The following is a 14,021-nucleotide window of genomic DNA, read 5'->3' on the forward strand; positions in this document are numbered from 1 at the left end:
GAATCATTTCGATTCTTCCTTTTCACTATCTTCTTTCCAGAAATCTATCGGCTCATAATCTCTTAGTTCTGCTAAAAATCCTCTTTTCTGAAGTTCTTCCTGTATCTGGTCTAATACTTCTTCTGATTCTGCGGTGACGGTATGATAATGATAACCGCTTGTCACATCTTTTAGGGATTTGGAAATGCCGCTTTTTAATTTCTCAATATACTCTTTTACGTCACGCCTAGAGTGCAGTCCCATTTCTACACGAATCACATCATAAACTTTATGGTACACAAATTCATCTTCTACCCGTGCGCCAAAATCGACATAGAGATTTAATTCTTCTTCCATCTGTTCATCTGTATGATGTACTTTGAAGATCCGCCGGCAGGGTGCATCTTTTTTCATAAGATAACCCCGGCAGGTACTGATGATCTCCTGTTTTTGTGCCCGAAGAAGTGCAATATCCTGCACAATGACCTGTCGGCTGACTTCTAATTTTTCTGCTAATGCCTTTCCGGAAACCGGCTTTTTGGCATTCCGCAGAATATCAACCATTTTCTCCCTTCTTGCTTCTCCACTCATACACTGCCTTCTTTCTTAGGAAATTGGATGTAGATTCTTAAGGGAAAGATCTAAGATCGGTGCGGAATGTGTCAGTGCCCCACTGGAAACATAATCAACACCAAGTCCTTTGATCCGTTCAATATTTTCTTTGGTCACGTTACCGGAAATTTCGATTTCTGCTCTTTTATCAATGATATCCACAGCTTCTTTCATGATCTCCGGTGACATATTATCTAACATAATGATATCTGCGCCTGCTTCAACAGCTTCTTTTACCATGTCAAGATTTTCTACTTCTACTTCGATCTTTCTTACAAATGGTGCGTACTCTTTTGCCATTGCAACGGCTTCTTTCACACCGCCTGCTGCACCGATATGGTTATCTTTTAACAAAACACCATCTGTCAGATTATAACGGTGATTATGTCCGCCGCCTATGCGTACTGCGTATTTTTCAAAAATACGGTTATTCGGACTTGTTTTTCTCGTATCTAACAGTTTGATATCTGTTCCTTTTAATAATGAAGCAACAGAATTTGTATAGGTGGCGATACCACTCATACGCTGTAAATAATTCAGTGCGGTCCTCTCTCCTGATAAAAGTACGCGGATATCACCGGTAACGGCCGCAAGTTTCTGTTTTGCTTTGACTGCATCACCATCTTTTACATAAAATTCGATTTTTGTTTTTTCATCTAACAGTTCAAAGACTCTTGCAAACACATCTAAGCCACAGATGATGCCATCTTCTTTACAGATCAGATCTACTTCCCCTGCTTTTGCCTCCGGCATGACACAGTTTGTTGTCACATCTTCACTCGTGATGTCCTCTTTTAATGCGCTTAAAATATAAGGATCAACATTTAATTTCATTGTTATTGGATCGTACATAATTTATTCAACCTCTCAATCTCATTTAATACGTCATTTTTGTATGTTTCTGCTAATGCTTCTGCATTCTGATATCTGGATAGATCTGCCTGTTCTGCAGGTTCATCCATTTCTTTTACTTCTGGAAAATGTTCTGCCATGTCTAAGGCTGCACGTTTTGCAAATACCAGACTCTCTAACAGGGAATTGCTTGCTAAACGGTTTCTGCCATGTACACCATTGCAGGCAGTTTCCCCGATCGCATACAGCTGATCCATGGAAGTTTTGCTCTGCATATTTACCTTAATGCCTCCCATGAAATAATGCTGTGCCGGTACGACCGGAATACATTCCGTAAATACATCATATCCCTTTTCTCTGCAATGTTCCACTATATTCGGAAAATGCTGTTCAATTTCTTCCCGCGGAATATGCTCCATTGACAGCCAGACGTATGGCATATGGTCTTTTTCCATCTGCTCATGGATCTTTTCCGTTAAAACATCTCTTGGCAGCAGTTCATTGACAAAACGCTCTTTTTTTGCATTATATAATACCGCACCTTCTCCACGGACGGATTCTGAGATCAGAAAACTCCGCTCCTCTTTTTTTTCTGAATATAAAGTCGTCGGATGGATCTGCACATAATTTACATGTTCTAATTCAATGCCATGCTCGATCGCAACTGCCACGCCATCTCCGGTCAGCTGTCTGTAGTTTGTGGAATGACGGTACAAACCGCCGATACCGCCACAGGCAAGTACCGTATAAGAAGCCGTCACTGTTGTGATCTCTCCTTCTGCTGTCCGGATGACTGCTCCGTAACAGACATTTTCTTTGCATAAAATGTCTAATAATGTCGTGTGCTCTATGATCTTGATATTCGGGCGTTTTCTCGCTTCTTCTAATAATTTTGAAGTGATCTCTTTTCCTGTGATATCTTCATGGAACAGGATCCTTTTTGCAGAGTGTCCGCCCTCTCTTGTAAAACTAAGACTGCCATCCTCCTCCCTGTGAAAATCGACTCCATAACCAAGCAAGTCTTTGACCGTATCCGGTGAAGAATGGATCATGATCTCGACAGACTCCGGATTATTCTCATAATGTCCTGCGTGCATCGTATCTTCATAATAACTCTCATAATCGGATTCATCCTTTAACATACACATGCCACCCTGCGCTAAAAAGGAATCGCTGTGTTCGATAATGTCTTTTGTTATGATCAGTATTTCTTTATCTTTTGGAAGATGCAGTGCACAGTACAATCCGGCACAGCCGCTTCCTGCGATCAGTATATCTGTTTTCATGATCTTACCTCCCATTGACTGTTGTTATCATTTTGGTATGCTTCTGTATTATCATGGTCACTCGGCTAACGCAAGCATCTTCTCTAACGGAAGTTTTGCCTGTGTCATAATATGTTCTTCTAATACGATTTCTTTCTGTTCCTCTAAATGCTCTAATATCTGTAAGATTTTTTCTAAGGTAACTTTCTTCATATCGGGACAGACCTGACAATCTGTCACCGGATAAAATTTCTTATCCGGATTTTCCTTTTCTAACTGGTAAAAAACTCCGGTTTCTGTTGCTATGATATATTCTTTGGTCTGATCTTCTCTCGCATAATGGATAATATCTGCGGTACTGCCGACATAATCTGACAATGCTAAGATATCCTCTGCACACTCCGGATGTGAAAGCACCTTTGCACCTTTGTGTTTCTCTTTTGCCTTCTTTAAAGAGTCTGCATCGATCTTCTGGTGCACCGGACAACAGCCGTCATGGTAAATAAATTCTTTCTCTGGCATTGACTCTGCTACAAAATGTGCCAAATGGCTGTCCGGTATAAAATAGATCTGCTTTTGCGGCAGCTTTTCTGTCACACGTACTGCATTTGAAGATGTCACACAGACATCGGATTCTGCTTTTACTTCTGCACTGGAATTGACATAACAGACAACGGCTGCTTTTGGATACTGCGTCCGTACCCGCTTTACTTCTTTTGCATCGATCATGTCTGCCATTGCACAGCCTGCTGTCGTATCTACCATATATACATGCTTGTCCGGATTAAGAAGCTTTGCACTTTCTCCCATAAATGGCACACCTGCAAACAGGATATTTTTTGCATCTGTTTCGGCTGCTTTCTTTGCTAATGCATAAGAATCACCGACAAAATCTGCGATCTCCTGTACTGCTCCATCGACATAATAATGTGCTAAGATCACAACATCTTTTTCTTTTTTCTGCTTAAGTATCTCTTGGCTTAAGTTCATCCTTACCTCCCTGCCCTGCGGCATAACTGTTACACAAAATATAAAACGCATTATAGCATATTATATTTTATCTGACAAGACAGTTGTATAGTCTACTGTATGCTTAAGTGTAAAGTTTAAAAATTTATACAGATTTTACCTATTTTTTCTTGACTATTGTATAATGTAAATTTAGAATAAATAGTACCATAGTACGAATTAAAGGAGTGAGTAGAATTATGAAGAGAATCACACAAATGTTAAGAAATCTCCCGATCAAAGACAAACTGACAAAAGTCTTTCAATTAGTTACTGTTGCTTATGTATTACTAGCTGCCGTTGCTCTTGTCCAGACACTTCGTTCAGCAAATTATGTGGATTTAGTGATTATCCTTATCATTACTGTTTCCGGTATCATCTTTAACTATTCTGTTATCAAGTGTTTAGCAAATATGCTGGTAGATCCAATACAGAGTTTAGTCAAAGCTTCCCAGAAGATCGCATCCGGTGATTTTGATATCGGTGTCCCATATGAAGCTGACGATGAACTCGGCAAACTCTCTGACAGCTTTGAAACAGCCGCTGGTGTATTAAAGAAGATTGTTTCCGATCTGCTTTCTATTGTAGAACACTTTTCAGATGGTAATTTTGATGTACATAGCAGCTGTCCGGAATCCTATGTCGGACAGCTTCGGAATGTCCTTGATGAATTAGATGAAATGGTCGATACGATCAGTAATACCATGCATGGTATTCAGGAATCTTCTGAGCAGGTATCTGCCGGAAGCGGTCAGTTAGCAGAAGGTGCACAGAGTATCGCAGAGGGTGCGACCAATCAGGCTTCTGCTGTACAGGAGCTGGTTGCTACGGTTGATGAAGTAACTAATCAGGTGCTTGAAAATACAAAATCTACTGATATTGTCCACGATAAAGCAAAACAGGTAGGTATTGAAGCTACAAACAGCCAGAAGAAGATGAATGAACTTGTCGATGCCATGAAGAAGATCAATATCACAACCCAGAACATTGAGAAGATCATTGCTGATATTGAAAATATCGCATCCCAGACAAATCTGCTTTCTTTAAATGCTTCTATCGAAGCTGCGCGTGCCGGAGAAGCAGGACGTGGATTCTCTGTCGTTGCTGAACAGATCCGCCAGCTTGCAGAACAGAGTGCCAATTCTGCTGTAGAATCCAAGAAACTGATTGAAGAATCTTTAGCTGAAGTTGCTGTCGGAAACAGGGTAACAAGTGAAACAAATGATGCTATGAAAGGCGTTATGGATGAACTGGATATGATCATCCAGGAAGTATCTAATATCCGTACTGCATCTGATAAACAGGCAGAATCAGTAAAAGAGATCCGTAAGGGTGTTGAAAATATCAATGATGTTATCCAGTATAACTCTGCTGCTGCAGAACAGACTTCTGCTACCAGTGAAGAATTATCTGCTTCTGCTACATCCTTAAATGAATTATTAGCGAAATTTGAACTTCGTGATTAAGATTATTGATAACGTATAGCAAAAGAGCTGCCGCAATGCGGCAGCTCTTTTATTTATGCTGCGTTCACAGATATCTTGTGAACCATTCACTATTTCATTTCTTTTACATTGATCCTTGTTAATGCACGACGCAGAGAATACTCTGCTCTTACCAGATCAATATTTGCCGCTTTAGCCTGTAAACGTTCCTCAGCTCTTTGTTTCGCTGCTTCGGCACGGCTTTCATCAATCTCCTCCGGCCATTCTGCAACTTCTGCTAAAAGCGTTACTTCTTCCGGCAGGATCTCCGCAAAACCGGAATGTACTGCCGCTACTTTTTCACCGTCGGCTTCATGGAGCATTACTGCTCCCGGCGCTAATACGGTAGTCAGTGGAATATGGTTTTTATACACACCGATCTGTCCTGACGAAGTCATAAACTCGATCATTTCCACTTCTCCGGTATAAAAGATACGGTCTGGTGTAATAATCTTTACCTGAAACATTTTTTCCTTATCTGCCATACCATCACCCCTTACTTCATACGGGCACGTACTTCATCAATGGTTCCTGCATTTAAGAAATAGCTTTCCGGTACATCATCTAACTTGCCTTCTAAGATCTCACGGAATCCACGTACAGTTTCTGCTACCGGTACATATTTACCCTCTAATCCGGTAAACTGACCTGCAACGAAGAACGGCTGGGATAAGAATCTCTGTACCTTTCTTGCACGGCTTACGACAAGCTTATCATCCTCGGATAATTCGTCCATACCAAGGATTGCAATGATATCCTGTAATTCTTTATATTTCTGTAAAATTTCCTGTACACCACGGGCAACTTCAAAATGTTCCTGACCAACGATACGTGGATCAAGGATACGTGAAGTAGATCCTAATGGATCAACTGCCGGATAAATACCTAATTCTACGATGGAACGGTCTAATACAGTGGTTGCATCCAGATGGGCAAATGTTGTTGCCGGAGCCGGATCTGTAAGGTCATCTGCCGGTACATAAACTGCCTGTACGGATGTAATGGAACCGTTTTTCGTAGATGTGATACGTTCCTGAAGTGCACCCATCTCTGTCTGTAATGTCGGCTGATAACCTACTGCGGACGGCATACGTCCTAACAGTGCGGATACTTCAGAACCTGCCTGTGTAAAACGGAAGATATTATCAATGAATAATAATACGTCCTTACCACCTTTATCACGGAAATATTCTGCCATTGTAAGTCCTGTCAGACCTACACGCATTCTAGCTCCGGGTGGCTCGTTCATCTGTCCGAATACCATAGTTGTCTTATCGATAACGCCTGATTCTTTCATTTCATAGTAAAGGTCATTTCCTTCACGGGTACGTTCACCTACACCGGTAAATACGGAATATCCACCATGTTCTGTTGCAATATTATGGATCAATTCCTGAATCAGTACGGTCTTACCTACACCTGCACCACCGAAAAGTCCGATCTTACCACCTTTCTGGTATGGGCAGAGCAGATCAACGACTTTAATACCGGTTTCTAACATTTCCTGAGAAGTAGCCTGTTCCTCGAAGGAAGGGGCTTTTCTATGGATTGGCCAGTATTCTACGCCTTTGGGAGCATCAATCTCATCGATCGGTTCTCCTAAAACATTAAACATACGTCCTAACGTATTCTCACCTACCGGAACACTGATCGCAGCTCCGGTAGCCTCCGCATCCATTCCGCGGACAAGACCGTCTGTAGGACCCATGGCGATACATCTGACCGTATCATCTCCCAGATGCTGAGATACTTCTACGACTAACTTTTCACCATTTTTTCTGGTGATACGGATAGCGTCATTGATCTCTGGCAGGTTGCCTTCTGTAAATTTTATATCCAAAACGGCACCGATGATCTGAGTGATTTTACCTATATTCTTATCTGCCATCTTCTTCTATCACTCCTTATTTTTATTCCGGCAGTTTCTGTTAAATCTATGAAACAGAAACCACCTGTGCATCCTGTATTCTGAAATATTCTTTATTTATGAAATAGCGGACGCACCTGCAATAATCTCTGTCAATTCCTGTGTAATCGAGCCTTGTCGTGCTCTGTTATACTTCAGGGACAAATCACTAATCATATCTTCTGCGTTGCTGGTTGCAGAATCCATTGCCTGCATTCTAGCCCCATTCTCACTTGCTACTGCATCTACTAATGCACCATAGAACAGACTTGTCACATATTTTGGAATGATCTTATCTAAAGCCTCCTCATCGTTTGGCTCGTAGTTCATTAAAACATTTGACTTCTCATCTGCTTCTGTTTCATCTACTTCTACCGGAAGTAAACGGATCAGCTTTGGTTCATGGCTGACAGTATTCTTAAAATGGGTATATGCTAAATAAATCTCACCGATTTCCTCTTCCTGAAAGGAATTAAGCACTTTTCTGCAAATGGCTGAGGCTTCATCATAGGATGGTGATTCGATCACTTCGGTATCACTGTATGCAATATGATATCCACGGCGTTCTAACGCTTCCCGTCCCTTGCCTCCGATCGCATAGATCTCTAAATCCTCTTTTTTGAAATCACCTTCCGTAATCAGTTTTACAATATTAGAATTGTAACCGCCTGCTAATCCCCGGTTAGATGTGATCACGATCACAGCTTTTTTCTCCGATGTGCCTGCTTTTAAATACGGATGCATGATATTTCCAGAACGTTTCAACATGGAAGATACGGTCTGGTACATATGGTCAAAATATGGATTCGTTTCTTCTGCTTTTGTTTTTGCCTTTTGCAGTTTAACTGTAGAAACCAGTTTCATGGCTTTTGTGATCTGCTGCGTACTCTGTATGCTGCTTTTTCTTCGCTTTATGTCCCTCATTGAGGCCATATCATTTCACCGCCTTCTTGTTTCTACTTAAAGGATGCTTTACACTCCTCGATTGCTTTTACTAATGCTTTCTCATTCTCCTCGGTCAACTCTTTGGTATCACGGATAGAATCTAAGATCTCAGGATATTTTGTATCTACATAATTAAATAATTCTTCTTCAAAACGTAAGATATCATCTACCGGAATATCGATCAGATATTTCTTGGTTGCCGCATAAATGATGATGACCTGTTTTTCTACCGGAAGCGGCTGATACTGCGGCTGTTTTAAGATCTCTTTGATTCTTTCACCCTGTGCTAACTTCTCTTTGGTGTCTGCATCTAATTCAGATCCAAACTGGGAGAATGCTGCTAACTCACGATACTGTGCCAATTCCACACGGATCGGTGCAGAAATCTTCTTGATCGCTTTGATCTGTGCTGCACCACCTACTCGTGATACGGAAAGACCTGCATTGATCGCCGGACGGAAACCTGCATTAAACATATCTGTTTCAAGATAAATCTGACCATCTGTAATGGAAATTACATTTGTCGGAATGTATGCAGATACATCGCCTGCCTGTGTTTCAATGATCGGAAGTGCTGTTAAGGAACCTCCGCCTAATTTATCATTTAATTTTGCTGCACGCTCTAATAATCTTGAATGAAGATAGAAAACATCACCCGGATATGCTTCACGTCCTGGTGGTCTTTTCAGAAGTAAGGAAAGTGTACGGTATGCAGCTGCATGTTTACTTAAATCGTCATATACGACAAGTACATCCTGACCTGCTTCCATCCATTCCTCTCCGATCGCACATCCTGCATATGGAGCGATATACTGTAACGGAGCTAATTCACTCGCTGTAGAAGCAACGACTGTCGTATAAGACATTGCTCCGAATTCTTCTAATGTTTTCACGATTGAAGCAACCGTAGATGCTTTCTGACCGATCGCTACATAGATACATTTTACATCTTTACCTTTCTGGTTGATGATCGTATCGATCGCAATCGCTGTTTTACCTGTCTGTTTATCACCAATGATCAGCTCACGCTGTCCACGTCCGATCGGTACCATGGCATCAATCGCCTTAATACCTGTCTGTAAAGGTGTATCAACAGATTTTCTGGAAATAACACCGCTTGCTACACGCTCGATCTGGCGGTATTTATCGGTTTCGATCGGGCCTTTGCCATCGATTGGCTGTCCTAATGCATTGACAACTCGTCCAAGCATTGCGTCGCCTACCGGAACTTCTACCACACGGCCGGTCGTCTTTACGGTATCTCCTTCATTGATATTTCTTGAATCACCTAATAATACGGCACCAACGTTATCTTCCTCTAAGTTTAACACCATGCCATATACTTCACCGGGGAATTCTAATAATTCTCCCTGCATTGCATTCTCCAGTCCGTGTATACGTGCAATACCGTCTGCTACCTGAATAACGGTTCCCACATCAGATACCTGAAGCTGCGCTGCATATCTTTTGATCTGTTCTTTGATCACAGAACTGATCTCCTCTGGTCTTAAATTCATGGAGCGCATTCACCTACTTTCAACTGTATTTTGGATAATTCTCTGGATAGATCATAGAGTTTTGTCTTTATACTGCTGTCTACAACCCGATCCTTGATACGAATCACCATACCGCCGATCAATGCGGTATCTACCTCATAATGCATTTCAAATGTGACATATTTTGTCGTCTGTATCAGTTTTTCTGTAATCTGCTCTTTCTGTGCATCTGATAACTCCATTGCTGTTGTAACATAAGCAATACCGATATTCTTGTATTCCTTTACCTGCGCAATAAAATATTCAAGTACAGATTCAAGTTCTCCAAAATGTCCCTTTTCGACGATCATCCGCATCAGACCTACCATTTCGTCTGATACCCGTCCTTTGAAAATATGATCTATGAGATCTAGCTTTTCTTCTTTTACGATTTTTGGATGCGTCATCACTTTTGATAATCCGGCATTTTCCCTTAATACTGTCAGTATACCGTCTGCCTCGTCTAACAGGGCATCCATACGGTTCTCTTCTGCCGCAACCTCAAATAATGCATCACCATATGTCTTTGATACTAACTTTGCCATGTCGAATCACCCATTTCTTTCAACGTTTCTTCTACAAGCGTATCCTGAATTGTTGTGTCTATGGAAGCTGCAACCGCCTTCGCTGCCATCATGGATGCGATCGTGATCATTTCCTGTTTTACCTCATCCATTGCACGCTTCTTCTCTAATACAGCTTCTTCATTCGCTCTTTTGATAATGCGGGCGGCTTCTTCCTTTGCTTCGTCAATAATCCTAGCTTCGTTTTTGAGTGCCTTCTGTCTTGCTTCACTTAAGATCTGCTCTGCTTCTTTATCTACTTCTTTGAGTTTTCCTTCATACAGATCTTTTAATTCTTTTGCACTTTCCTTATCAGCAGCCGCATCGTCAATGTCTTTTTTGATCCCGTCCTGTCTGTCTTTTAACAGTTTACGAACCGGATTAAAAAGCAGATAACTGCCTAATGCAAATAATACGAGCACAGATGCTGCAAACTGAAGTGCATCCATCAGAAGCTGCATATCAAGTCCAAACAACCTGTCCATAATTTAGAAGTTCACCCTCCTTTCCGTTTTTTCGTACTGCACACTGATTACCATAATAATGGTTTTACGAAAAGCAAGAGGATAGCGATCAGCAAACCATACAGACCGGTTGTTTCTGCTACTGCCTGTCCTAATAACATCGTAGATGTAATGTCAGATTTTGCTCCCGGATTTCTACCTACTGCACTTGCTGCATAACCTGCTGCGATACCCTGTCCAATACCAGGTCCGATACCTGCGATAACTGCAAGACCTGCACCGATTGCTGAACACGCTAAAATTAACTGATCTCCTGTAATATTCATAATGATTTCCTCCTGAAAGATTATTTTTGATAACTGTATAAAACAGTTTCAATTTCTGTCTGATTGATTGTTTACTGATACAGCAGTAAACTGTTATACTTATTCCTCTGTTTCAAGCGCCTGATTGATATATGTCATTGTCAGCATACAGAATACATATGTCTGGATCGCCCCTGAGAACAGATCAAAGTATACATGGAGCACTGCCGGCCAGAATGTTGCGATCCATCCTAACAGACCGTATACAAGTGCCATGATGATCGTTCCTGACAAGATGTTTGCAAACAAACGCAGCGACAATGAGATCGGTACTGCAATATCACTGATGATATTGATCGGTGCCCAGATTGGCCATGGATCACATAAGCCCTTTAAGACACCTTTGACCTTCTGATGCTTAAATTTGTTAAACTGGATCAGGCAAAATGTCATAACACCTAATGCAAAGGTCACTCCATAATCTGCTGTCGGTGGTCTTAATCCGAAAATACCGGATATATTGCTCATCAGGATAAAGATAAAGACTGTACTGATATAATTGGCAAATTTAGGTGAATTGATACCCATAACTCCCTGTACCATCTTATCCAGCATCTCTACGATCAGTTCAACGACATTTTGGAATCCGTCAGGAACTTCTTTTGCATGTTTGATCTTCCGGTTCGCTGCGATAAAAAATCCGATCAGTATAATCATAACGATCAGCATACATACATGCGTTGTTGTGATCCAGCATGTCTGCCCGAACACTTCATATGAAAAAAGTCCATGCACCATAATATCTATGTCTGCACCGGAAGCCATCAAAATCGCACTGCTCATCATCTCACCTCCTTTTTCGCTTTTTTAAAATCGCTTTATGAAGAAACGGCTGCGCATAGGCAGCTATTTTCAACCCTATTACTCCGACAAATGCGGCAATGGGATCTCCTATATGGAAATAACTGATCACTACAAATACGATCACAACTACCAGATAGCGGAGCAGTGACATTGTGATCAGTCTGCCCTGACTGCTGCCGATACTGACAGCATCTTCAATGACGACCGCCATATGGATCGCCATTCCAACCGCCAAAAGAACACCGATCCACAATCCTATGGAATAGGATAACTTATCCTTCACAAACCAGATACCGGTAATTTGTACCAGTATCCCATAGATCAGTATTCCTAAAATCAGTTCCGGCAATACTTTATTGAGTCTTTTTAACATGCTTTGTATCCCTGTCGCTTTCCTGCTCAAATATTTTCTTTGCCATGATATAAACATTCCGGAATCCGGCAAGTGCCCCTATGATAAAAAGCGGGATCACAATGATCATCATATCAAATTTTTTTCCAATATATACACCTAACAGCGTACACATAAAGATCGGCACGATCATATTGATCCCAAACTGGGTGATCATGGCAATGGATTGATATACATTTTTTTTGTATTTCATAATATTCCCCGCAGATCACACATGCAGACAGATATCTCTGTCTGTATGCTCATACTTATAGTAACGCACCCCCGCCGCATCAAACATCCGCTTTGATGCAATGACCGGTGGTGTATGTGCATATTTGTCACTATCGTAAATGATTGTCTTTATCCCAGCCTGAATAATTGCTTTTGCACACTCATTGCATGGAAATAAAGATACATACAGCTTTGCTCCTTCTAAGCTGCCGCCTCTGTAATTTAATATGGCATTCAGCTCACTGTGCGTTGTATAAAGATATTTGTTATCTAACGGTTCGCCCTCTCTTGCCCATGGAAAAGCATCATCCGAACAGCCTAGAGGGAATCCGTTATATCCCATTGACAATATCTTATTATCTTCACTTACAATACAGGCTCCTACCTGTGTATTCGGGTCTTTCGAACGCATGGAAGAAAGCATTGCCACTCCCATGAAATATTCATCCCAACTGATATAATCCTGTCTTTTATCGCTCAAAAGCATCCGCCTCCTTGTGATCAGTCTTATTTTGTACCAAAGATACGGTCACCTGCATCTCCTAAGCCCGGTACAATATAGCAGTTTTCATTTAAATGATCATCTAATGCCCCGATATAAACATCTACATCAGGATGTGCCTCCTGCATTCTCTTGACACCTTCCGGTGCTGCAATAATGCACATTAAACGTATATTCTTTACGCCCTTGTCTTTTAACATCTGGATCGCTGCTACGGAAGAACCACCTGTTGCAAGCATTGGATCTACAACAAATACTTCTCTTTCCGAACAGTCTTCCGGTAATTTACAATAATATTCCACCGGCTCTTTTGTATCAGGATCACGATATAATCCGATGTGGCCTACTTTTGCAGCCGGGATCAGATTTAACATACCGTCTACCATACCAAGTCCTGCACGCAGGATCGGTACAACTGCTAATTTCTTACCCTGTAATTCCTTTACGGTTGTCTTACAGATTGGTGTCTGGATCTCCACATCTGTTAATTTTAAATCTCTCGTTGCTTCGTAACACATCAGCATTGCAATCTCACTGACTAATGTACGGAAATCTTTTGAACCTGTCTCTACTCTCCTTATCCATCCGATCTTATGCTGGATCAATGGATGATCCATAACGACTACTTTTGACATATTCATTCTCCTTCGTTTAAAATATTTACGAATTTTCTAATGGATGATGATAACATCTCATAACATAACCCATACATCTGAAGTGTTCCCCCATAAGGATCTGCTATTTCTAATTCATCTCCCACATATTCTGTTAAAACATATACTTCAATCCCCTTAGCTTCCGGGAACATCTCTAATACCTTCTGCTGCTGTTTTTTCTCCATGGTCAGTATCAGGGTATTTTCTTCTAGATCTTCGGCTGTAAGCGGCTGCGACATATATCCTTCTGTCGGAAGTCCGTTGCTTATCATAACTGCTTCTGCCTTCTGGTTCAATGGTTCTGGAAATAACACGACTAACCCTCTGGGCAGGATCTCAATCTGCTTACCGGGAAGCATGTCTTTTAATATACCTGCTGCCATGGGTGCCCTGCAAGTTCCATTTTCTGCTACAAAAATAATCTTATTATACAATTTGCTTCCCCCTGCTGCTCCT

The 14,021-nt window shown here is 41.3% G+C and carries 18 protein-coding genes; 1 reads left to right on the forward strand and 17 read right to left on the reverse strand.

The genetic code is table 11. From position 1 onward, the window contains the following. Window positions 1–3: 3 nt before the first annotated feature. Genes H8S17_RS06480 through nadA form a run of 4 tightly spaced genes read right to left on the reverse strand, consistent with a single transcriptional unit; the run spans window position 4 to window position 3,698 of the window. Window positions 4–570, reverse strand: coding sequence for a transcription repressor NadR (locus H8S17_RS06480; protein WP_178050562.1), 567 nt, complete (start codon window positions 568–570; stop codon window positions 4–6). Window positions 571–585: 15 nt separating this feature from the next. Continuing rightward, window positions 586–1,443 (reverse strand): carboxylating nicotinate-nucleotide diphosphorylase, encoded by an 858-nt coding sequence (nadC, locus tag H8S17_RS06485; RefSeq protein WP_186866670.1) that lies wholly within the window; start codon window positions 1,441–1,443, stop codon window positions 586–588. Next, window positions 1,428–2,729, reverse strand: a complete 1,302-nt coding sequence (locus tag H8S17_RS06490) for an L-aspartate oxidase (protein WP_186866671.1) — start codon at window positions 2,727–2,729, stop codon at window positions 1,428–1,430. The genes nadC and H8S17_RS06490 overlap by 16 nt, the downstream gene beginning before the upstream one ends. A gap of 57 nt (window positions 2,730–2,786) precedes the next feature. Then, window positions 2,787–3,698 (reverse strand): quinolinate synthase NadA, encoded by a 912-nt coding sequence (nadA, locus tag H8S17_RS06495; protein WP_186866672.1) that lies wholly within the window; start codon window positions 3,696–3,698, stop codon window positions 2,787–2,789. A 218-nt stretch (window positions 3,699–3,916) separates the two neighbouring features. Between nadA and H8S17_RS06500 the strand changes: the two genes are divergently transcribed. Next, the gene (locus tag H8S17_RS06500) at window positions 3,917–5,182 is read left to right on the forward strand and encodes a methyl-accepting chemotaxis protein (protein WP_186866673.1); all 1,266 of its coding nucleotides are present in this window, start codon (window positions 3,917–3,919) and stop codon (window positions 5,180–5,182) included. 89 nt (window positions 5,183–5,271) lie between these two features. Here H8S17_RS06500 and atpC read toward each other — a convergent pair whose 3' ends face one another. From atpC to H8S17_RS06565, 13 genes are all read right to left on the reverse strand, one after another. Continuing rightward, the gene (atpC, locus tag H8S17_RS06505) at window positions 5,272–5,685 is read right to left on the reverse strand and encodes an ATP synthase F1 subunit epsilon (RefSeq protein ID WP_178051366.1); all 414 of its coding nucleotides are present in this window, start codon (window positions 5,683–5,685) and stop codon (window positions 5,272–5,274) included. 11 nt (window positions 5,686–5,696) lie between these two features. After that, window positions 5,697–7,088, reverse strand: coding sequence for a F0F1 ATP synthase subunit beta (atpD, locus tag H8S17_RS06510; RefSeq protein WP_186866674.1), 1,392 nt, complete (start codon window positions 7,086–7,088; stop codon window positions 5,697–5,699). Between the two features lie 96 nt (window positions 7,089–7,184). Beyond that, window positions 7,185–8,039, reverse strand: a complete 855-nt coding sequence (gene atpG, locus H8S17_RS06515) for an ATP synthase F1 subunit gamma (RefSeq protein ID WP_186866675.1) — start codon at window positions 8,037–8,039, stop codon at window positions 7,185–7,187. A gap of 23 nt (window positions 8,040–8,062) precedes the next feature. Continuing rightward, a complete protein-coding gene (atpA, locus tag H8S17_RS06520) occupies window positions 8,063–9,568 on the reverse strand; it encodes a F0F1 ATP synthase subunit alpha (RefSeq protein ID WP_186866676.1) in 1,506 nt (501 codons plus the stop codon). Beyond that, entirely contained in the window at window positions 9,565–10,131 is a 567-nt protein-coding gene (gene atpH, locus H8S17_RS06525) for an ATP synthase F1 subunit delta (RefSeq protein WP_186866677.1), read from the reverse strand. The genes atpA and atpH overlap by 4 nt, the downstream gene beginning before the upstream one ends. Further along, the gene (atpF, locus tag H8S17_RS06530) at window positions 10,119–10,634 is read right to left on the reverse strand and encodes a F0F1 ATP synthase subunit B (RefSeq protein ID WP_178051371.1); all 516 of its coding nucleotides are present in this window, start codon (window positions 10,632–10,634) and stop codon (window positions 10,119–10,121) included. Before atpF ends, atpH begins: the two co-directional genes overlap by 13 nt. A 47-nt stretch (window positions 10,635–10,681) precedes the next feature. After that, complete coding sequence (gene atpE / locus H8S17_RS06535) at window positions 10,682–10,939, reverse strand: ATP synthase F0 subunit C (protein ID WP_178051372.1); 258 nt, start codon at window positions 10,937–10,939, stop codon at window positions 10,682–10,684. A gap of 99 nt (window positions 10,940–11,038) precedes the next feature. Next, window positions 11,039–11,761: a F0F1 ATP synthase subunit A gene (gene atpB / locus H8S17_RS06540; RefSeq protein ID WP_178051373.1), complete on the reverse strand. Its 723-nt coding sequence runs from the start codon at window positions 11,759–11,761 to the stop codon at window positions 11,039–11,041. A 4-nt stretch (window positions 11,762–11,765) separates the two neighbouring features. Next, window positions 11,766–12,155 carry a hypothetical protein gene (locus H8S17_RS06545; RefSeq protein WP_178051374.1) on the reverse strand — a complete coding sequence of 130 codons (390 nt, stop codon included), beginning with the start codon at window positions 12,153–12,155 and terminating at the stop codon, window positions 11,766–11,768. Further along, window positions 12,136–12,387, reverse strand: a complete 252-nt coding sequence (locus tag H8S17_RS06550) for an AtpZ/AtpI family protein (RefSeq protein WP_178051375.1) — start codon at window positions 12,385–12,387, stop codon at window positions 12,136–12,138. Before H8S17_RS06550 ends, H8S17_RS06545 begins: the two co-directional genes overlap by 20 nt. 15 nt (window positions 12,388–12,402) lie before the next feature. Next, window positions 12,403–12,888 (reverse strand): dCMP deaminase family protein, encoded by a 486-nt coding sequence (locus H8S17_RS06555; RefSeq protein ID WP_330595653.1) that lies wholly within the window; start codon window positions 12,886–12,888, stop codon window positions 12,403–12,405. A 26-nt stretch (window positions 12,889–12,914) separates the two neighbouring features. Beyond that, complete coding sequence (upp, locus tag H8S17_RS06560; RefSeq protein WP_178051377.1) at window positions 12,915–13,544, reverse strand: uracil phosphoribosyltransferase; 630 nt, start codon at window positions 13,542–13,544, stop codon at window positions 12,915–12,917. Window positions 13,545–13,546: 2 nt separating this feature from the next. Further along, the gene (locus H8S17_RS06565) at window positions 13,547–13,999 is read right to left on the reverse strand and encodes an arsenate reductase/protein-tyrosine-phosphatase family protein (RefSeq protein ID WP_330595654.1); all 453 of its coding nucleotides are present in this window, start codon (window positions 13,997–13,999) and stop codon (window positions 13,547–13,549) included. Between the last annotated feature and the right edge of the window lie 22 nt (window positions 14,000–14,021).

The organism is Roseburia zhanii, from assembly GCF_014287635.1.
Taxonomy (GTDB): Bacteria; Bacillota; Clostridia; order Lachnospirales; family Lachnospiraceae; genus Roseburia_B; species Roseburia_B zhanii.